This window comes from Dactylosporangium sp. NPDC049140 (genome assembly GCF_040648435.1).
This window is the reverse complement of sequence record NZ_JBEZDS010000002.1, coordinates 356,250-374,509: the sequence shown is the minus strand read 5'-3', so window position 1 is coordinate 374,509 and position 18,260 is coordinate 356,250. Positions and strand designations below refer to the sequence as shown.

Sequence of the window (18,260 nt, the reverse complement as noted above, 5' to 3'; positions counted from 1 at the left end):
TGCACTTGAAGCCTGGTCATCTCAGGGACTTCATCGTGTGCTCATGTCCGTCGTCCTACCTAGCGTGTCCGGGTGGGGCGTCGCGCTCCCACCATCGGCGGTTCCGATTACTGCGTATGCTCCGGCTCCGTCACCGCCGCCGAGGCGACGGCTTCGACCAGCGGACCGGTGTCGAGGACACCGGCGATGCGCAGAGCCCGCCCGAAGGCGCGCCGACGCTCCGCTAGCGCGAGGCAAGCCGGATCGGGATGCAGGTGCGCGCCCCGGCCCGGCCGTCTGCGAGCCGGATCGGGGACAGCCCTGAACTGGTCAGGGCCACTCTCGATCGCGACAAATCGCAGCAACTCGGTGGATGACGCACGCTTCCGGCATCCGATACATGTGCGAACCGGTTCCGCTCGATCAGGTCTTACTTGATCAGATGCAGCCGGAATCGCAGGCATGCCAGCCGGGGGCGTGCGACGTACCACCAAGAAGTCTACCCTGCACTTTCGGCGCGTGCCGCGCCCGGTCCGGTGACGTGATCGACGTTGCCGTCCGGAGCGTTGTCCGGTCTGATATCGATCCGCCATCCGGTGAGCCGTGCGGCGAGCCGCGCGTTCTGGCCCTCTCTGCCGATGGCCAGGGAAAGCTGGAAGTCCGGGACGGTCACCCGGGCCGCCCGGTTACCCGCGTCGACGACTTCCACGTTGAGGGCTTTTGCGGGAGAAAGCGCATTTCCGACGAACTGCGCAGGGTCGTCGGACCAGTCGATGATGTCGATCTTCTCACCGTGCAGCTCGCTCATGACCGCACGGACCCGCTGGCCCATCGGGCCGATGCAGGCCCCCTTCGCGTTCACCCCCGTGACCGTCGAGCGCACCGCGATCTTCGTGCGGTGGCCGGCCTCACGGGCGATGGCGGCGATTTCGACGGTACCGTCGGCGATTTCCGGCACTTCCAGCGCGAACAGGCGCTTCACGAGATTCGGGTGCGACCGCGACAGGGTGACCTGGGGGCCACGGAAGCCCTTGACCACGTGGACCACGATCGCCTTGATCCGCTGCCCGTGCTCGTAACGCTCCCCGGGCACCTGCTCGGCGGCCGGAAGCATCCCCTCGATCTTGCCGAGGTCGATCGTGACGATGCCTTTCTCGGCCCGCGCCTCGTGCGCCTGGATCACGCCGGTGACCAGGTCGCCGTCGCGCCCGACGTACTCGCCGAAGTGCGCCTCGTCGGTGGCCTCGCGCAGCCGCTGCAGGATCACCTGCTTGGCGGTCATCGCCGCGATGCGCCCGAAGTCGTGCGGGGTGTCGTCGTACTCGCGCACGATCGTCCCGTCCTCGTCGACGTCCTGGGCGAGCACGGAGGCCGCGCCCGTGCGCCGGTCGATCTCGACCCGGGCGTGCGAGTTGGCCCCTTCGGTGTGCCGGTACGCGGTAAGCAGTGCGGTCTCGATCGCCGCGAGAATGGTCTCGAACGGGATCTCGCGCTCGCGCTCCAGAGCGCGGAGGGCCGCAAGGTCGATGTTCATGCCCCGTCCTCCCCTTCCTCGTCGTCGTCTTCATCGTCGTCTTCGTCGGTCTCTTCGTCCTCGGGGTCGGGCAGGTCGGCGAGCCGCTTGAGCTCCACCTCGACCCGCCCGGGGCCGAGCTCGGCGTACGGATGCTCCGTCTTCGCCCCGTCCACGTCGAGCGTCACTCCACCGTCGCCGGCGGCCAGCACGCGGCCGGTCACCTCGCGCCCGGCGATCTTCACGTGCACCAGCCGGCCCCGGTTGCGCCGCCAGTGCCGCGGCAGGGTCAGCGGCCGCTCCACGCCCGGCGACCCGACCTCCAGCTCGTACTCCCCTGCGATCAGCTCATCGCCCTCGGCCTCGGCCTTGTCCAGCGCGGTGGAGATGGCGCGGGAGAGCTCGGCGACCGCGTCGAGGTCGACGCCCTTGTCGCTGTCGACCGCGATGCGCAGCAGGTGCCGCCGCCCGACCCGGGTGACGGTGAGGTCCTCGAGGTCGAAACCGCCCGCCGCGACGACCGGTTCGACCACCGCTAGGAGGCGCTGTCGATGCTGCTGCGCCATAGATCGACACCCCTCCGATTGGCACCCGCACGGGCGCACGCCTTCACGCCGCCTGCGCCGAAGCGCGCGGGCGGCTCGTGCAGAGCGTAACGCGACGTGACTCGGGACGTCCCGGCGGCGCTCCGAACGCCACCCGGCAGCGGCACTCACCAGCACCGGACCACCAAACCCCTTGACACGTCGCGGCACCGAGCGCGCCCGCCCGGTTGCACTGCGTAGAACCTTGGGGCGGGGGCCTCAGGGCGGGTACACCGTGAGGGGCGCCGATGGTGTTCACTATTGCGCGTGCATCTCCGCCGACGCGCCCTGCTCGCCGCCGCCGCGGCGGCCACTACCGCGTCGCTGACGGGCTGCGACCTGGGCAGCGATCCGAAGGACCCGCCGTTCGACCCGTCCGGCGACGCGCTCATGCCGCTGCTGGCCGGCGCGGTGGCGCTGCGTGACCGCTACGGCGCGGTGCTGACCGCCTTCCCGGCCCTGCAGGACCGGCTCGGGCCGCTCAAGGACGACCACGCGCAGCACGTGGTCGCGCTCGCCCGGGAGATCGGCCTGCCGGAGCAGGGGCCGTTCCCGGCGGCCAGCGGCTCCGCGGCCGCGCCGGGCTCGACCGCGCCGGTGCCGGGCGACCAGACGGCGGTGCTCGCGGACCTGGCGAAGCTGGAGAAGGACGGCCGGCGGGACGCGGAGGCGGCGTGCCTGGCGGCGCCCTCCTACCGCGCGGCCCTGCTGGGCTCGATCGCCGCCTGCCGGGCGGGCCACGGGGAGGTGCTGGCGTGACGCTCGAAGCCGCACCGGGGGTGTTCGCATGACGCCGGCCGACGAGCGCCTCGTCGCCGCCCTGCAGGCCGAGCACGCGGCCATCTACGGCTACGGCGTGCTCGGCCCCAAGCTCGACGCCGCGTCGCTCGCCCTGGCCCGGTCCGCCGACAACGCCCACCGCACCCGCCGCGACGCGCTGCTGGTGCGCCTGACCAGCGACGGGGTGACCCCGCCGCCGACCGCGGCCTCCTACCAGCTGCCGTTCGCGATCACCGACCGCGCGGCCGCGCTGAAGCTCGCGGTCCAGCTGGAGGACCGCACCGCGGCCCAGTGGCGCCTGGCCCTGCCGGCCACCGACGGCGACGTGCGCAAGATCGTCCTGGACGCGCTGATCGACTGCACGACGCGCGCCGTCGCGTTCCGCAAGGCGGGCAGCATGACCCCGCTGGTGGCCGCGTTCCCTGGCAAAACCGCCTGAACCGCCCCGCGCCACCGATACTCCCGAACTTGTGCCACAGCAAGGCCGCATCACTCCATCGGGCTGTCCGCTCCGCGACGATCGTTACATCACGCCACGAGCGTCTAGACGAGAGGAGGGCCAGACATGCGCCGCACCGCGTGGGCCGGTCCGACGATGCAGCCGCGTCGTTAACGAGTACGCCGTCTCGTGAGCCTGCCGTCTCGGGGATGCATCCCCCCGGGACGGCTCAGGCCGCGATACCGATGATGTGACCGACGAGATACGTAGCCCCGGCCGCCGCCGCGCCGAGCAGCAGCTGCCGGGCTCCCGAACGCCACCACGACCGCCGGGTGAAGCGGGCGATCAGCGCACCCGCGACGAACAGCCCCACCCCGCCGGCCCCGAGCGCGAGCGGCAGCGACGCCGCCCCGGACAGGTACGGCAGGAGCGGGACGAGGGCCCCGGCCGCGAAGCACACGAACGACGAGCCGGCCGCCGTCCAGGGCGAGGGCACGTCGTTCGGATCGACACCCAGCTCCTCCTGCGCATGCACGCGCACGGCCGCCTCGGGGTTCCGCCCGAGGATCGTGGCCACTTCAAGAGCCAGTTCCGGCGGTACCCCACGCGCCTGCCAGATCCGCGCCAGCTCGGCGGCCTCGGCCTCGGGGTACCGATCCAGCTCCCGCCGCTCCCGGAGCACCTCGGCGGCGACCTGCTCGTTCTGCGCCCGCACGCTGGTGAACTCCCCGAGCGCCATGGAGATCGCCCCGGCGACGAGCCCGGCCGCGCCGGTGAGCACGATCTGACGGGCCGCGACCCCGCCCCCGCCGACGCCGGCGATCAGCGCGATGTTGGTGACGAGCCCGTCCATGGCCCCGAACACCGCGGCGCGCAGCCACCCACCGGAGACGTCGGCGTGATGGTGCTCGTCCTCGGCCGCGGGATGGCTCACGGCAGGGTCAGGATCTCGTACCCGTCCTCGGTCACCACGATCGTGTGCTCGAACTGGGCCGTCCACCGGCGGTCCTTGGTGACGACAGTCCAGCCGTCCTTCCAGATGTCGTACTCGTGCGTCCCCAGCGTGATCATGGGCTCGATGGTGAACGTCATGCCCGGCTCCATCACGGTGGTGAGCCGCGGGTTGTCGTAGTGCGGCACGTAGAGCCCGGTGTGGAAGACCTCGTTGATGCCGTGCCCGGTGAAGTCGCGCACGACGCCGTAGTGGAAGCGCTTGGCGTACGCCTCGATGACCCGCCCGATGGCGTTGATCGGGCGCCCGGGCGCCACCGCGCGGATGCCGCGCATCATCGCCTCACGGGTGCGCTCGACCAGCAGCCGCGCCTCCTCGTCGACGTTGCCGACGCAGAAGGTCTGGTTGGTGTCGCCGTGCACGCCGCCGATGAACGCGGTCACGTCGACGTTGAGGATGTCGCCGTCCTCGATCACCGTCGAGTCGGGGATACCGTGGCAGATGACCTCGTTGAGTGACGTGCAGCACGACTTCGGGAAGTTCTTGTACCCCAGCGTCGACGGGTAGGCGCCGTGGTCGCACAGGAACTCGTGCACGACCCGGTCGACCTCGTCGGTGGTGACCCCCGGCTGCGCGTGCTGCCCGGCGAGCTCGGTGGCCTGCGCGGCCAGCTTGGACGCGACCCGCATCCGCTCGATGATCTCGGGCGGCTGCACGTCGGACCCGCGGTGCTTGGCGGGCGCCTGCTTGCCGACGTACTCGGGCCGCGCTATGCCGGCGGGAACCTGACGCCACGGAGTCTGCGTGCCGGGGGCGAGCGGAGCGCGAACCTTCATGGCCAGAAGCCTAACGCGCATCAACACGGCCCTGTCCGGGTAACCACCCAGGCATGATCGACGACGAACGCATCCGCGACCGGGCCGAGCTGCTGCCGGAGGAGCTGGCCGCGGGCAGCGACGACCCGGAGGCCCAGGCCGTGGCGGTACTCCAGGACTCCGACGACCGCGAGGACTACCGCGAGAGCGCCCCCGACCTGCGCATCGAGCACCGCACGGCGGACGAGGCCGCCTCCTAGTCCTCGCCGATCATCTCCCTGACCGACGTCTCGCCGGTTCGGACATGCTTGCCACCCTGCAGTTCGTTCATGATGACGATCCGCTCGCCGCCCACCTCTTCGACCAGCAGGGACTAGGGCCGCGTGGCCACATGCTCTCTATAAGCTGCGGCGGCGGCGACGAAGGCCTCGAAGAGGCGGAAGTCCGTGGTGTCCTCCGGGTGCCACTGCACGCCCACGGCGAAGGTCTTCGCCGGGTCCTCCACCACCTCGATGAGGTCGTCCTCCGGGCACCAGCCGGTCGGCACGAGCCGCCCCGGGTCGGCGCAGCCCTGGTGGTGGAACGAGTTGACGATCACCGCGTCGCCCAGGACCGCGGCGGCCCGCGAGCCCGGCGAGAGCCGCACCGGGTGCTCGCCGAACTTCGGCCCGCTCACCGGCCGGTGGTTGTGGTGGCCGAGCACGTCGGGCAGGTGCTGGTGGAGCCGCCCGCCGTAGGCGACGCACATGAGCTGCATGCCGCGGCAGATGCCGAAGAGCGGCAGGTCGGCCTCGAGCGCGGCCCGCATGAGCAGCAGCTCGGCGGCGTCGCGCTCCGGCTTGACCTTGGTCGTGGCGTGCGGTGGCTCGCCGTACAGGTCCGGGTTCACGTCCGAGCCGCCGGTGAACATGATGCCGTGCAGGCCGTCGAGCACGTCGGCGTCCGGGTCGTCGGGGGTGACCAGGACCGCCCGGCCGCCCGAGGCGTGCACCGCGTGCACGTACGAGAGCGGCAGGACCGCGGAGAAGGTGTCGTTGAGGCCGAAGCGGGTTTCCTCGGCGTACGTGGTCAGGCCGATGACCGGTCGCGACATGACCTCAACTTAGCCCTCGCGGGGTGAGGTTGTGCAGGATGTCCAGGGCGCGGTCCTCGGCCGCGGCGGCATCGACGTCGGGCCCGGCGATCGTCGGGTCGAAGTTGAGGTCGTAGAAGATCTCGGTGACCCCCTGCGTGCCCAGCCAGGCGACGTCCTCGCGGATCTTCTCCCACGAGCCGGCCAGGAAGTCGCGCCCGGGCCGGAACAGCACGGCGCGGCACACGATGCGCACCTCGTCCGGGTCGCGGCCGGCCTTCTCCGCGCCCGCGCGCACGAGCGCGACGTCCTTGGCGATCTGCGTGAGGTCGTGTGCGCTGCGCGACACCCAGCCGTCGGCGATCTCACCGGCCCGGCTCAGAGCGGCCGGGACCGAGCCGCCGAGCAGGATCGGCACCCCGCCCTCCCGGGCCGGCTTCGGGTCCATGCGCCCGCGCGGGAGCGTGTAGAACTCGCCGTCGAACTCGCTGACCTCGTCGCGCCACAGTGTGCGCAGTACCGCCACGAACTCCCGCGTCCGCGCGGCCCGGCGCTCCCCGCTCGCCCCGGTGGCGGCGAACTCGGCCTCCGACCATCCGGTGCCGAGCCCCAGGTCGACCCGCCCGCCGCTGAGCACGTCGAGCGAGCCGACCTGCTTGGCCAGGTACGCCGGGCTCACGAACGGCAGGTTGACGACCGCCACTCCGAGCCGGACGGTCTCGGTGCACGCCGCGGCGAAGCCGAGCGCCACGAGCGGGTCCAGCACGCTGCGATACACGGGGTCGACCGCCTGATCGACCCCGACGAACAGCCTCTGAAAGGTCCAGAGGGAGTCGTACGCCTGGTGCTCCGCCGCCCTCGCAAAGCGCCCCAACCGCTCCGGCGTGGCCCATGTTCCCGACACCGGCAGCCCGAACCCGATCAGCATCTGTCCAACCTACCGATCAGACTGCGGCGACGAGGGCGGCGAAGGGGCGGACGTCGCCCGCCTCCTCCGGGTGCCACTGCACGCCGAGCACGAAGCGCTTCGCGGGGTCCTCGACCGCCTCGACGACCTCGTCGTCGGCCCACCCGGTCACGGTAAGCGCGCCCGGAGAGCCGACGGCCTGGTGGTGGTACGAGTTCACCTCCGCCGTCGCCCCGAACACCCGCGCCGCGCGGGAGCCGGGGGCGAAGCGGGCCGGGTGCGTGCCGTACACGCCCGGCGCCGGCTGGTGCCGCTCGCTGCCGAGCACGTCCGGCAGGTGCTGGATCAGCGACCCGCCGTAGGCGACGGCGAGCAGCTCCGTCCCCCGGCACACCCCGAGCACGGGGCGGTCGGCCTCCAGCGCGGCGGTGAGCAGGGCCAGCTCGCCGGCGTCGCGGTCGGGCCGCGTCCGCGTGGCCGGGTGCGCGTCCGCGCCGTACCGGCCGGGCTCGATGTCGGCGCCCCCGGCCAGCACGAGCGCGTCGAGGCGCCCGATGAGCTCCTTCGCGTCGTCCTGCTCGTCGGGCGGGAGCACCACGGCCCGGGCCCCGGCCGCGCGGACCATCCGCACGTAGGCCTCCGGCACCAGCACCGCCCGGGTGTCCCAGACGCCCCAGCGCGCCGGCTCCGCGTACGCGCTGATTCCCACGATCGGTCGGGTCATCGGACTAGAGCGGGGTCACGTAGGCGCCGGTGATGCCGCCGTCGACGAGGAACGACGAGGCGGTGATGAACGAGGCGTCGTCGCTGGCCAGGAACGCCACCGCGCCCGCGATCTCCTCGGGCGTGCCGAAGCGGCCCATGGGCACGTGCACGAGCCGCCGCTGGGCCCGCTCCGGGTCCTTCGCGAACAGCTCCATGAGCAGCGGCGTCGCGATCGGCCCGGGGCACAGCGCGTTGACGCGGATGCCCTGCCGGGCGAACTGCACGCCCAGCTCGCGGGTCATCGACAGCACGGCGCCCTTGGAGGCGGTGTAGGCGATCTGCGACGTCGCCGCGCCGAGCAGCGCCACGAAGCTGGCCGTGTTGATGATGGAGCCCCGGCCCTGGGCGAGCATGTGCGGGATGGCGTACTTGCAGCAGAAGTACACGCTCGTGCTGTTCACCTTCAGCACGCGCTCCCACGCCTCGATGGCGGTGTCGAGGATGGAGTCGTCCTCGGGCGGCGAGATGCCGGCGTTGTTGAAGGCGATGTCGAGGCGGCCGTGGCGCTCGACGACGCCGTCGAAGAGGGCCTTGACCGCGGCCTCGTCGGCGACGTCGACGGCCACGAACTCGCCGCCGACCTCCTCCGCGGCCGCCTTGCCGGCCGCCTCGTTTAGGTCGACCGCGACCACCTTCGCGCCCTCGGACGCGAACCGGCGCGCGGTCGCCAGGCCGATGCCGCTGCCGGCTCCGGTGATGACCGCGACGCGGTCCTGCAGACGTGGCTGCACCTATACCTCCGTGCTGAAGAAGACGTTCTTGACTTCGCAGAACGCGGCGAGCGCGTCCGGGCCGAGCTCGCGGCCGAGGCCGCTCTGCTTCACCCCGCCGAACGGGGTCCAGTACCGCACCGAGGAGTGCGAGTTCACGCTCAGGGCCCCGGTCTCCACGCCGCGGGCGACGCGGATGCCGCGGCCGAGGTCGCGGGTCCAGATCGAGCCGGACAGGCCGTACTCGGTGTCGTTGGCCAGCCGGACCGCCTCGTCCTCGTCCGCGAAGCGCAGCACCGACAGGACGGGGCCGAAGATCTCCTCGCGCCAGTGGCGGTCCTGCGCCGACCGCGCGGTGAGGACGGTCGGCGCCATCCAGTAGCCGGGGCCGTCCGGGGCGCTCCCGCGGATGGCGACCGCGTCGTCGTCCACGTAGGAGCGCACGCTGTCGCGCTGCCCGGCGGAGATGAGCGGGCCCATCTGGGCCGACTCCAGGGCCGGGTCCTCGCAGCGGAAGGCCTTGACCGACTCCTCGAGCCGGGCCATGAACTCGTCGTACACGCTCGCCTGCACCAGCAGCCGCGACCGCGCGCAGCAGTCCTGGCCGGCGTTGTCGAACACCGAGCCGGGCGCGGACGCGGCCGCCTTGTCGAGGTCGGCGTCGGCGAAGACGATGTTCGCGCTCTTCCCGCCCAGCTCCAGCGTCACCCGCTTCACCTGCTCGGCGCAGCCGGCCATGATGCGCTTGCCGACCTCGGTGGAGCCGGTGAAGCACACCTTGCGCACGAGCGGATGGGTGACGAACCGCTGCCCGACGATCGAACCCTTGCCCGGCAGTACCGTGAAAACGCCCTCGGGCAGGCCCGCCTCCAGGGCCAGCTCGCCGAGGCGGATCGCGGTCAGCGGGGTGAGCTCGGCCGGCTTGAGCACCACCGTGTTGCCGGCGGCCAGCGCGGGCGCGAAGCCCCAGCCGGCGATCGGCATCGGGAAGTTCCAGGGCACGATGACGCCCACGACGCCCAGCGGCTCGTAGAAGGTGACGTCCAGGCCGCCGGCGACCGGGATCTGGCGGCCGCTGAGCCGCTCGGGCGCGCCCGCGTAGTAGTCCAGGACGTCGCGGACGTTGCCGGCCTCCCAGCGGGCGTTGCCGATGGTATGCCCGGCGTTGCGCACCTCGAGCTGCGCGAGCTCCTCGTTGTGCGCGTCGACCACGGCGGCGAAGCGGCGCAGCAGGCGCGCGCGGTCGCCCGGCGCGACCGCGCGCCACGTGGCGAACGCGGCGTGGGCGCGCTCGATCGCGGCGTCGGTCTCCGCCTCCGTGAGCGACGGGACCGTCGCCACGACCTGCTCGTCGACCGGCGAAATGACGTCGTGCATGTACTAACCCCTTAGAGACGTTCGAAGCCGCGCACGAGCTCCCAGTCGGTCACCGCCGCGTCAAACGCTGCCAGCTCGACGCGCGCCATGTTGGCGTAATGCGCGACGACGTCCTCACCGAACGCCGCCCGCGCGAGCTCGCTGCCCTCCCACAGGGCGAGGGCCTCCCGCAGCGTGGCCGGCACCCGCGGGGCGTCCGCGTCCTGGTAGGCGTTGCCGGTGTACACATCCTCGAGCTCCAGCCCGTTGCGGATCCCGTGCAGCGCGCCCGCGCACAGGGCGGCGATGGCGAGGTACGGGTTCACGTCGGCGCCGGGCACCCGGTTCTCCACGCGCATGGAGGCGCCGTGCCCGACGAGGCGCAGGGCGCAGGTGCGGTTGTCCAGGCCCCAGCGCACCGCGGTCGGCGCGAACGAGCCTTCCTGGAAGCGCTTGTACGAGTTGATGTTCGGCGCGTAGAAGAGCGTGAACTCGCGCAGCGTCGCGAGGATGCCCGCCATCGCGCTGCGGAACATGGGCGACACGCCGTCCTCGCCGTCGCCGGCCACCGCGGAGCGCCCGTCGGCCGAGCGCAGCGAGAAGTGGATGTGGCAGGAGTTGCCCTCCCGCGCGTTCGGCTTGGCCATGAACGTGATGGAGACGCCCTCCTGCGCGGCGATCTCCTTGGCGCCGTTCTTGTAGAGCACGTGCCCGTCGGCGTTGGGCAGCGCGGCGTCGTACCGGAACGCGATCTCGAGCTGGCCGAGGTTGCACTCGCCCTTGGCGCTCTCCGGGGTCAGCCCGGCCCCGGCCATCTCGTTGCGGATCCGGCGCAGCAGCGGCTCGACCCGGGCGGTCTGCAGCAGCGAGTAGTCGGAGTTGAAGAGGGTCACGGGCGTCAGATCGCGGTACGCCTTGCGGAACGCGTCCTCATAGGACTCGCGGAAGGCGATGAACTCCAGCTCCGTGCCGGTGTACGCGCTGTAGCCGGCCTCGCGCAGCAGTCCCAGCTGGGCCTGCAGCACCTGGCGCGGCGACGCGGTGACCGGCCCGCCCGCGAGCAGCTGCAGGTCGGCGAGCACGAGCGCGGTCCCGGGGTGCCAGGGGACGCGCCGCAGCGTGGCGAAGTCCGGGATCATCGCGAAGTCGCCGTAGCCGCCGGACCACGAGGACATCGCGTAGCCCTCGACGGTGTTCATGTCGACGTCGACGGCGAGCAGGTAGTTGCAGCCCTCGGTGCCGTGCGCGATGACGTCGGCCACGAAGTGCCCGGCGTGGAACCGCTTGCCCTGCAGCCGCCCCTGCATGTCCGTGACGGCCACGATGACGGTGTCGATGTCGCCCTCTTCGATGGCGATGCGCAGCTGCTCGACGGTCAACATCGGCTTTCCCCTAAAGGTCTAGTGCCAAACCATAAACTCAACCCAGCAGGCCGCGCAACAGCGTTGCGGTGCCGTCGCAGTGCTGCTCCATCTCGCTGCGGGCCACCGCCGGGTCGCCGGCCAGGATCGCCTCGACCACCCGCTCGTGCTGGGCGTCCGAGTGGTCGAGGTTGCGCCGCAGCACCGGGATCGCGGCCAGCAGCCGATCGAGGCGCAGCTGGACGTCGGCGATGGAGGCCGCCACCGAGGTGGAGCCGCTGGCCGCAGCGATCGCCAGGTGCAGCCGCGAGTCGTTGACCCGCCGCGTCAGCGGGTCGCGCACCCGCGCGGCGGCCAGGCACGCCACCAGGTGCGCCCGGTCGGCCGCGGACAGCGCCCGGGTCGCGGCCAGCGCGGCCGCGCCCGGCTCCAGCACCCGCCGGAAGTCGAGCGCGTCGTGCAGGCTGTCGCCCATCTCCCGGGCCAGGGCCGTGGCGTCCTGGACCTGACCCTCGCCCGACTCGCCGGGCTCTCCGGTGGCGCGGACGACGAACGTCCCGCCGGAGCGGCCGCGGCGCGACTCGAGGAACCCCGCCTCGCGCAGCGCCGCGATCGCCTCCCGCAGCGTGACCCGGCTGACCTGCAGCCGCTCGGCCAGCTCCCGCTCGGGCGGAAGCCGTTCGCCGACCGGCACGAGGCCGAGCCGGATCGCCTGGGCCAGCCGGGCAACGGTGATCTCGAAGGCGTTGCCGCCCCGAACCGGGCGCCACATCGGCACTCCCGACAGCGGCTCCGTCGCCACCGGCATCCGACCTCCCTGACGGTCTCCGGGCCGGCCATCGCGGCGGCCGGCCCGGAGACCATCATCCCTTACTCCTGCGCGGCGGCCGTGTCCTCGGCCAGGGCCTGATCGATGGTCCGGATCGGGCCGTGGAACCAGTTGCGGGCCGAGAGCACCCACCACAGTGCCGCCCCGCCGATAACGATGATCATCGCGATCGGGGCATAGTTGACCGCGGTCCAGGTGAAGCCCTCATGGCCCGGGATCGCGGTCGGCGTGAAGGGCATGATGAAGTAGATCGACACGATGACGATCTCCACCACCGCGATCCAGCCGAGCACCTTGTACTTGCTGCCCAGCGTCCAGGGGCCGGGGACGAACTTGTCGCCCATCCGCAGCCGCAGGTAGATCGGGATGAGGAACGCGACGTAGAGGCCGATGACGGCGACGGAGACGACGGCGTAGAACGCGGTCGGCGCGCCGGTCGGGCTCTTGTACAGCGCGGGCAGCGTCAGCACGAGGCCGGCGAAGGCCGCGCCGATGATCGCGTTGACCGGCGTGCCGTTGCGGTCCACTTTGGACCACAGCCGCCAGCCCGGCACCGCGCGGTCGCGGCTGAACGCGTACGTCATCCGGGACATGCTCGTCACGCAGCTCATGCCGCAGAAGAACTGCCCGATGGTCGAGATGACGATGACCGCCTTGAAGAACCCGGGGCTCAGCGCGGTCTCGAAGATCGCGCCGGAGAACCCGGCGGCCTTGGTGATCTCGTCCACGTGGGTCGCGGCGAACAGGAACGACAGCAGCAGGATCCAGCCGCCGATCGCGGAGTAGAAGATGGACTGCCACAGCCCGCGCGCGGCCGCCTTGGACGCGCCCTTCGTCTCCTCCGACACGTGGGCACAAGCATCAAAGCCCGTGATGGTGTACTGCGTGAGAAGGAAACCGAACGGCAGCACCAGGAACCAGTACGTGGCGTCGGAGTACCCGGAGTTGTTGAAGCGCTCCGTGAACACGAACGACAGGCTCTGGTGCTTCTCGGGCACGAAGATCAGGATCAGCACGATCACGGCCGAGCCCGCCACGTGCCACCACACCGAGACGTTCTGCAGCACGTCGATGATGTTGTGACCCCAGATGTTGATGGCCACGTGCGCGGCCAGGATCACGACGAACAGCAGGAACGTCAGGTTGAGGTTGGTGCTGTCCCACCCGCTGTAGGCGTCGAGCACCAGGCTGAAGAACGTGGCGCAGCCGTAGTCGACCGACGCGGTGACCGCGACGAGCCCGACCAGGTTGAGCCAGCCGGTGAACCAGCCGTGCACCGGCTTACCCATCCGGGCGGCCCACCAGTAGATGCCGCCGGCCGTCGGGTACGCCGAGACCAGCTCCGACATGCAGAAGCCGATGATGAGGATGAAGATCGAGATCAGCGGCCAGCCCCACGAGATGGCGACGGGTCCGCCGTTCATCCAGGCCTGGCCGAAGGTCGTGAAGCAGCCGGCGAGGATCGAGATGATGGAGAACGAGATAGCAAAGTTGGAGAAGCCGCTCCACTTGCGGTGCAGCTCCTGCTTGTAGCCCAGTTCGGCGAGCCGCTTCTCGTCATCGTCCTCGAGCGGTAGGCCGGCCTGGGTCGGCGATGCCGACATGGCACCTCCTCATTTAGGGGTTGGGGGTGATGGGATTCCTTCCGGTCACCGTGCCCAGCAGGCGCCCGAGCGCGGGGTCGTCGAGCGCGTTGCGCGCCTGACCCCACTTTTCGGCCGCCTCCGCCGCGTAGTCGAAGCCCACCGGGTCCTCGCCGCGGGCGGCGGCGAGGAGTCCATGGTGGACGGTGAACCACAGGGCCCAGGTCACGTTGGACACGATGTGGAACAGCCGGACCCGAGCCAGCAGCGCCGGGGTGAGCTCGGCGCCGAAGTAGGCCCCGGCCAGGCGGCCGGTCAGGTCCGGGTCGTAGTCCGCCTCGGCGGCGATGTCGCCGAGCTCGAACGCGGGGTCGTTGTTGCCGGAGAGCTGGTAGTCGATGATGCGCACACCGCTGGACGTGGCGATGAAGTTCTCCGCCAGCAGATCGTTGTGGCACGGTACGGCGGGCAGGCGCTCCTTGCTCAGCGCCGCCCGCAGCGCCTCCACTGTGGATTCGCGGTCCAGGTACCCCGCGGGCAGCGGCAGGTCGTGCCGCCGGCACCGCTCCAGCAGCTCGGCCCGCTTCTCGAAGATGTCGAAGTCGTTGCCGAACGCGGGCCCGGCGTGCAGCCTCCGGCACGCGGTCGCCAGCGCCGGGATCACCGCGGGCATGCGCACCTCGGCGGCCCCGAGCGTGCGCCCGGGCAGGAACTCGAGCACGATCGCGGGCACGTCGGGCAGCGTGGCGTACACCTGAGCCCCGACCGTCCCGGCGGCCACCTCGGTGTTGGCGATCTCCCGCCCGGGCGCGATGCCGAGCCCGGCTTCGTGCACCTTGGGCTCGAGCACGCGCAGCACGTACGGCACCCGATCGACGTCGACGCGGTACACGTGATGGGAAAGCCCACCCGCGAGCCGCTGCCACTCGACCGCGCGGCCCATCCACGACGGGACCCGCTCCAGCAGGTCCGCGATGGACGGCACCGCGTTCATGACATCCGGCCCCTTCGCCGCGATAACGCCGGCCGAATTCGGGCGAAGCCAGGCCTTTAACCCGGCAGGTCCAAAGTGATCGGCGTCATGGTGCCCCGAGTTAACGCTCCCTTCAGCCGCTCGTCAAGAGCCATCCTCACGTTTACAACCCGGAAACATTAGGCCTACGGGCAGACCATTTATCTGCGCCTGACGGCGCGGCGGGGGGTTCCCACCCCGCACCCCCATGGCCGCTGCGCGACCACTTTCGGCGGCGCTGCGCTGCCGGGTCACCCGGGTCCATCGGTCTCGTCGACGCCGCTCGAATCTTCGGTTGGACGGCCCACTCGCGCGGGCGCACGTCACGGCCCACTCGTGCGAGCTCACGTCAGGTCCGCCGCCGTCACCCGCTTCGCCGCGCAGACACCTGCGCTCCCGCGCCCCGCGCCCTGCGCCCTGCGCCCTGCGCCCTGCGCCCCGCGCCCCGCGCCCCGCGCCCCCGCGCCCCGCGCCCCGCGCCCCCGCGCCCCCGCGCCCCGCGCCCCGCGCCCCGCGCCCCGCGCCCCGCGCCCCGCGCGCACTTTCTGCTCTCGCACCCCGCGCCCCGCACCGCGCACTCCACTTCCGCGCCCCGCACACTCTGGCCTTTGCGTCCGGGCCCTCGAGTTCGCATCTCACGCGCGGACGCGTCCGAGCGCCTCACCGGTCGGCGGGCGCTCGGACGCGGAGGCGGCGTCTACTGCTCGGGCCGGTCGATGACGCGCAGCCACGTGCCGTCGGGCTGGCGCCGAACCACCTGGACGCGTCCGCCCGTGCCGTCCTTCGGCCTGGTCGAGGTCAGCGCCAGATCCCCCTGATAGATCGTGGGCAGTGCCTCCTCCACCTCGAAGTGCGGCACGTGCTTGAGCATCTCCTCGCAGACCGCCTGAATGGCCGCGCGCCCCACGGTGGTGCTGCCCGGCGGATAGGCGAGGACGGCATCGGGCTCGTACAGCGCGGCCAGCCCGGCGGCGTCGCCGGCATTGGCGCGCTCGACGAACAGACGGGACAGATCTTCCGGAGTCTTCGCGTTCATGCCTCCACCGTCCCGCCGCCGATCCAGAACACCAAGACCTATCTTGTCCTGCATTTAGAATCGATGCTTATGGAACTGCACCAGCTGGAGTACTTCCTGGCCGTGGTCGAGGAGGGCGGCTTCACCCGCGCGGCCGCGCGCCTACGCGTCGCCCAGCCCGGGGTCAGCGCCCAGATCCGCAAGCTCGAACGCGAGCTGGGCCTGCCGCTGCTCGACCGCACGACGCGCTCGGTACGCATCACCGCGGCGGGCGAGGCCGTACTCCCCCACGCCAGGGCGGCCCTGGCCGCCGTGGACAGCGCCCGCCAGGCGGTCGACGAACTGGCGGGCCTGACGCGCGGCCGCGTAGCCGTCGGTACCGTCAGCTCCCACACCGTCGACCTCGCCACCCTCCTCGCCGACTTCCACACGAGCTGGCCGGACGTGGAGATAACGCTGGTCGAGGACGTGAACGACCGCCTGATCGAGTCGGTGCGGGAGGGCACTCTGGACGCGGCGATCGTCGCCTACGCGCGGGTGCCCGAGGGCCTGGACGACCACGTGATCAGCGACGAGGCGATCGACGCCGCGGTGTGGGAGGGCCACGAGCTGGCGGGCCGCGAAACGGTACGGCTGACCGAACTCCGCGACCGCCCCCTCATCTGCCTGCCGCGCGGAGGCGGCATCCGAGCGATCCTGGACGCCGCGTGCGCGGAGGCGGGCTTCACCCCGCGCGTGGCCTTCGAGGCGGGCTCACCACAGGTGGTGGAACAACTGGCGTCGCGCCACCTGGGTATCGCCATCCTGCCGGCATCGATCGCCAGGCACCGCCCCCGCCTGCACCCGCTGCGCATAACAAACCCGGACCTGCGCGGCCGCCTGGGCCTGACCTGGCGCCACACAGTCCCAGCGAGCCCGGCCGCCGCCGCCTGGCTACGCCACGCCCGCACCCACCTATGACACCCGCACCACGCCGAGGCCAGCCGATGGCCAACACCGGCACCGGTTCACCCCGGCCCGTTCCCGCACGGACGCGCCACACCCCACCCCGTTCCCGCACGGAAGCGCCACACCCCGCCCACGAACAGCGCAAACCCGCTACGCACCACCGTCCGCGCGGAGGCGTTCGCAATCCGCCCCCGAACAGCGCGATCCCGTCAGACACTCCCCTCACGCGCGGAAACGCCGCAACCCGCTATGCAGCCTGCTCACGCGCAGGAGCGCACCACCCCGTCACGCACCCCCGCGCGCGGAAGCAACGCGATCCGCACGCGAGCAGCGCAAACCCGCCTCGCACCGCCCCCGCCCGGACGCCTCAGGAATCGCGTGGGCACGCCGGCGTCGGTAGCAAACACTGGTCCCACTGGCCCGCTGGTCGGTCAGCGGCGGCGAATCACCACGGCACCGAGCCGTCCTCGTCGAAGAAGCCGCCCGTCGGTCCGTCCGCGGGCAGCGTCGCCAGGCGGACCGCGGCGATGGCGCCCTGGGACGGGGCGCGGGGGCCCGAGTGGAAGTTCAGGTCCGTTGCGCAGTACCCGGGATCGGCGACGTTGACCTTGATCGGCGTCCCGCGCAGCTCGTTGGCGTAGGCCAGCGTCACCGCGCTCAGGGCGGACTTCGAGGAGTTGTATGCCAGCAGCGGGTTCTGCGCGTACACGTGCGCCGGGTCCGCCGCGAAGTGCAGCGAGCCCAGGCCGCTGCCGAGGTTCACGATCCGCGCCGCCTCCGCGCGGCGAAGGGCCGGCAGGAAGGCGTTGGTCACGGCGACGACGCCGAAGACGTTCACCTCGTACGCGTCCCGCAGCATCTGCACCGGCGTCACGCTCGGGAGCGCCCCGCGCTCGAGCAGCACGCCCGCGTTGTTGACCAGCACGTCGAGCACCTCAACCTGCGCGGCCGCCGCGGCGATCGAGTCCGGGTCGGTCACGTCGAGCTGCAGGAAGTCGGCGCCGAGGGCCGCGGCCGCCTCCTTGCCGCGCAGCGGGTCGCGTGCGCCGACGAGCACATGCAGCCCAAGGGCGCGCAGCTCCCGGGCAATCTCCAGGCCGATGCCCTTGTTGGCCCCCGTGACGAGGGCGGTCTTGGTCGTCATGCGTTAAACCGTCGCCGCTCGGACGCGACGGCGGGAGAGACGCAACGAACCGCGGACCGCCAGTCCCTGTCAACGCCGCCACCCAAACGCGCGGACGCGGCCGTGAGAGGTGAATGCGAGCGAGATACGCAGGCCAGACGGACGATTGCGGGGACGCAGCGCGCGGACGCGACTCAGCACGCGGCCGCGTGCGTGCCCAGCGCACGACGCGCGGACGCGGCACGAGGCACGGCACGGCGCGCGGGCACGGCACGACGCGCAGGCGCGGGCACGGCACGACGCGCAGGCGCGGACGCGGCACGACGCGCAGACGCGGACGCGGCACGACGCGCAGACGCGGACGCGGCACGACGCGCAGACGCGGACGCGGCACAACGCGCAGACGCGGACGCGGCACAACGCGCAGACGCGGACGCGGCACAACGCGCAGACGCGGACGCGGCACAACGCGCAGACGCGGACGCGGCACAACGCGCAGACGCGGACGCGGCACAAG

General features: G+C 71.8%; 20 protein-coding genes. 4 read left to right on the top strand and 16 right to left on the bottom strand.

The window, feature by feature from the left end; genetic code table 11:
• Positions 1-107: 107 nt before the first annotated feature.
• From AB0B76_RS05395 to rimP, 3 genes are read right to left on the bottom strand one after another with little or no spacing between them, the layout of a single operon-like run.
• A complete protein-coding gene (locus tag AB0B76_RS05395) occupies positions 108-443 on the bottom strand; it encodes a YlxR family protein (protein WP_360369678.1) in 336 nt (111 codons plus the stop codon).
• 35 nt (positions 444-478) lie between these two features.
• On the bottom strand, positions 479-1,513 hold the full coding sequence (nusA, locus tag AB0B76_RS05390) for a transcription termination factor NusA (protein ID WP_360369675.1): 1,035 nt from the start codon (positions 1,511-1,513) through the stop codon (positions 479-481).
• Positions 1,510-2,058, bottom strand: coding sequence for a ribosome maturation factor RimP (gene rimP, locus AB0B76_RS05385; RefSeq protein WP_360369672.1), 549 nt, complete (start codon positions 2,056-2,058; stop codon positions 1,510-1,512). Before rimP ends, nusA begins: the two co-directional genes overlap by 4 nt.
• A 285-nt stretch (positions 2,059-2,343) precedes the next feature.
• Between rimP and AB0B76_RS05380 the strand changes: the two genes are divergently transcribed.
• Complete coding sequence (locus AB0B76_RS05380) at positions 2,344-2,835, top strand: hypothetical protein (RefSeq protein ID WP_360369669.1); 492 nt, start codon at positions 2,344-2,346, stop codon at positions 2,833-2,835.
• Positions 2,836-2,863: 28 nt separating this feature from the next.
• The gene (locus tag AB0B76_RS05375) at positions 2,864-3,295 is read left to right on the top strand and encodes a ferritin-like domain-containing protein (RefSeq protein ID WP_360369666.1); all 432 of its coding nucleotides are present in this window, start codon (positions 2,864-2,866) and stop codon (positions 3,293-3,295) included.
• Between the two features lie 229 nt (positions 3,296-3,524).
• On the opposite strand, the gene AB0B76_RS05370 is transcribed toward AB0B76_RS05375, so the two are convergent.
• A complete protein-coding gene (locus tag AB0B76_RS05370) occupies positions 3,525-4,229 on the bottom strand; it encodes a VIT1/CCC1 transporter family protein (protein ID WP_360369663.1) in 705 nt (234 codons plus the stop codon).
• Positions 4,226-5,083, bottom strand: coding sequence for a type I methionyl aminopeptidase (gene map / locus AB0B76_RS05365; protein ID WP_360369660.1), 858 nt, complete (start codon positions 5,081-5,083; stop codon positions 4,226-4,228). The genes AB0B76_RS05370 and map overlap by 4 nt, the downstream gene beginning before the upstream one ends.
• 53 nt (positions 5,084-5,136) lie before the next feature.
• Between map and AB0B76_RS05360 the strand changes: the two genes are divergently transcribed.
• Positions 5,137-5,322, top strand: a complete 186-nt coding sequence (locus AB0B76_RS05360) for a hypothetical protein (RefSeq protein WP_360369657.1) — start codon at positions 5,137-5,139, stop codon at positions 5,320-5,322.
• 113 nt (positions 5,323-5,435) lie between these two features.
• Here the strand turns inward: AB0B76_RS05360 and AB0B76_RS05355 are convergent, their stop codons facing one another.
• The 10 genes from AB0B76_RS05355 to AB0B76_RS05310 all read right to left on the bottom strand — a co-directional run bounded on the left by AB0B76_RS05355 (position 5,436) and on the right by AB0B76_RS05310 (position 15,693).
• On the bottom strand, positions 5,436-6,155 hold the full coding sequence (locus tag AB0B76_RS05355; protein WP_360369654.1) for a gamma-glutamyl-gamma-aminobutyrate hydrolase family protein: 720 nt from the start codon (positions 6,153-6,155) through the stop codon (positions 5,436-5,438).
• Between the two features lie 4 nt (positions 6,156-6,159).
• Positions 6,160-7,062 carry a TIGR03619 family F420-dependent LLM class oxidoreductase gene (locus AB0B76_RS05350; RefSeq protein ID WP_360369651.1) on the bottom strand — a complete coding sequence of 301 codons (903 nt, stop codon included), beginning with the start codon at positions 7,060-7,062 and terminating at the stop codon, positions 6,160-6,162.
• Positions 7,063-7,078: 16 nt separating this feature from the next.
• Entirely contained in the window at positions 7,079-7,765 is a 687-nt protein-coding gene (locus AB0B76_RS05345) for a gamma-glutamyl-gamma-aminobutyrate hydrolase family protein (protein ID WP_360369648.1), read from the bottom strand.
• Positions 7,766-7,769: 4 nt separating this feature from the next.
• Complete coding sequence (locus AB0B76_RS05340; protein ID WP_360369645.1) at positions 7,770-8,537, bottom strand: 3-oxoacyl-ACP reductase; 768 nt, start codon at positions 8,535-8,537, stop codon at positions 7,770-7,772.
• Complete coding sequence (locus tag AB0B76_RS05335; protein ID WP_360369642.1) at positions 8,538-9,893, bottom strand: aldehyde dehydrogenase family protein; 1,356 nt, start codon at positions 9,891-9,893, stop codon at positions 8,538-8,540.
• A gap of 11 nt (positions 9,894-9,904) precedes the next feature.
• Positions 9,905-11,254, bottom strand: a complete 1,350-nt coding sequence (locus tag AB0B76_RS05330) for a glutamine synthetase family protein (protein WP_360369640.1) — start codon at positions 11,252-11,254, stop codon at positions 9,905-9,907.
• A 37-nt stretch (positions 11,255-11,291) separates the two neighbouring features.
• Positions 11,292-12,041 (bottom strand): FCD domain-containing protein, encoded by a 750-nt coding sequence (locus AB0B76_RS05325; protein ID WP_360369637.1) that lies wholly within the window; start codon positions 12,039-12,041, stop codon positions 11,292-11,294.
• 62 nt (positions 12,042-12,103) lie between these two features.
• A complete protein-coding gene (locus AB0B76_RS05320) occupies positions 12,104-13,666 on the bottom strand; it encodes an amino acid permease (protein ID WP_360369634.1) in 1,563 nt (520 codons plus the stop codon).
• A gap of 13 nt (positions 13,667-13,679) precedes the next feature.
• Complete coding sequence (locus tag AB0B76_RS05315) at positions 13,680-14,639, bottom strand: phosphotransferase (RefSeq protein WP_360369631.1); 960 nt, start codon at positions 14,637-14,639, stop codon at positions 13,680-13,682.
• Positions 14,640-15,354: 715 nt separating this feature from the next.
• Positions 15,355-15,693, bottom strand: a complete 339-nt coding sequence (locus tag AB0B76_RS05310) for a nuclear transport factor 2 family protein (RefSeq protein ID WP_360369628.1) — start codon at positions 15,691-15,693, stop codon at positions 15,355-15,357.
• A 69-nt stretch (positions 15,694-15,762) separates the two neighbouring features.
• Between AB0B76_RS05310 and AB0B76_RS05305 the strand changes: the two genes are divergently transcribed.
• Complete coding sequence (locus tag AB0B76_RS05305; RefSeq protein WP_360369625.1) at positions 15,763-16,632, top strand: LysR substrate-binding domain-containing protein; 870 nt, start codon at positions 15,763-15,765, stop codon at positions 16,630-16,632.
• Positions 16,633-17,065: 433 nt separating this feature from the next.
• On the opposite strand, the gene AB0B76_RS05300 is transcribed toward AB0B76_RS05305, so the two are convergent.
• Positions 17,066-17,764, bottom strand: a complete 699-nt coding sequence (locus AB0B76_RS05300) for an SDR family oxidoreductase (protein WP_360369622.1) — start codon at positions 17,762-17,764, stop codon at positions 17,066-17,068.
• Between the last annotated feature and the right edge of the window lie 496 nt (positions 17,765-18,260).

Coding starts and splice junctions, on each gene's coding strand:
- rimP (WP_360369672.1), bottom strand. CDS start 2,058: ATGGCGCAGCAGCATCGACAGCGCCTCCTAGCGGTGGTCGAACCGGTC.
- AB0B76_RS05320 (WP_360369634.1), bottom strand. CDS start 13,666: ATGTCGGCATCGCCGACCCAGGCCGGCCTACCGCTCGAGGACGATGAC.
- AB0B76_RS05345 (WP_360369648.1), bottom strand. CDS start 7,765: ATGACCCGACCGATCGTGGGAATCAGCGCGTACGCGGAGCCGGCGCGC.
- AB0B76_RS05395 (WP_360369678.1), bottom strand. CDS start 443: ATGCCTGCGATTCCGGCTGCATCTGATCAAGTAAGACCTGATCGAGCG.
- nusA (WP_360369675.1), bottom strand. CDS start 1,513: ATGAACATCGACCTTGCGGCCCTCCGCGCTCTGGAGCGCGAGCGCGAG.
- AB0B76_RS05325 (WP_360369637.1), bottom strand. CDS start 12,041: ATGCCGGTGGCGACGGAGCCGCTGTCGGGAGTGCCGATGTGGCGCCCG.
- AB0B76_RS05300 (WP_360369622.1), bottom strand. CDS start 17,764: ATGACGACCAAGACCGCCCTCGTCACGGGGGCCAACAAGGGCATCGGC.
- AB0B76_RS05375 (WP_360369666.1), top strand. CDS start 2,864: ATGACGCCGGCCGACGAGCGCCTCGTCGCCGCCCTGCAGGCCGAGCAC.
- AB0B76_RS05360 (WP_360369657.1), top strand. CDS start 5,137: ATGATCGACGACGAACGCATCCGCGACCGGGCCGAGCTGCTGCCGGAG.
- AB0B76_RS05350 (WP_360369651.1), bottom strand. CDS start 7,062: ATGCTGATCGGGTTCGGGCTGCCGGTGTCGGGAACATGGGCCACGCCG.
- map (WP_360369660.1), bottom strand. CDS start 5,083: ATGAAGGTTCGCGCTCCGCTCGCCCCCGGCACGCAGACTCCGTGGCGT.
- AB0B76_RS05315 (WP_360369631.1), bottom strand. CDS start 14,639: ATGAACGCGGTGCCGTCCATCGCGGACCTGCTGGAGCGGGTCCCGTCG.
- AB0B76_RS05330 (WP_360369640.1), bottom strand. CDS start 11,254: ATGTTGACCGTCGAGCAGCTGCGCATCGCCATCGAAGAGGGCGACATC.
- AB0B76_RS05335 (WP_360369642.1), bottom strand. CDS start 9,893: ATGCACGACGTCATTTCGCCGGTCGACGAGCAGGTCGTGGCGACGGTC.
- AB0B76_RS05305 (WP_360369625.1), top strand. CDS start 15,763: ATGGAACTGCACCAGCTGGAGTACTTCCTGGCCGTGGTCGAGGAGGGC.
- AB0B76_RS05310 (WP_360369628.1), bottom strand. CDS start 15,693: ATGAACGCGAAGACTCCGGAAGATCTGTCCCGTCTGTTCGTCGAGCGC.
- AB0B76_RS05355 (WP_360369654.1), bottom strand. CDS start 6,155: ATGTCGCGACCGGTCATCGGCCTGACCACGTACGCCGAGGAAACCCGC.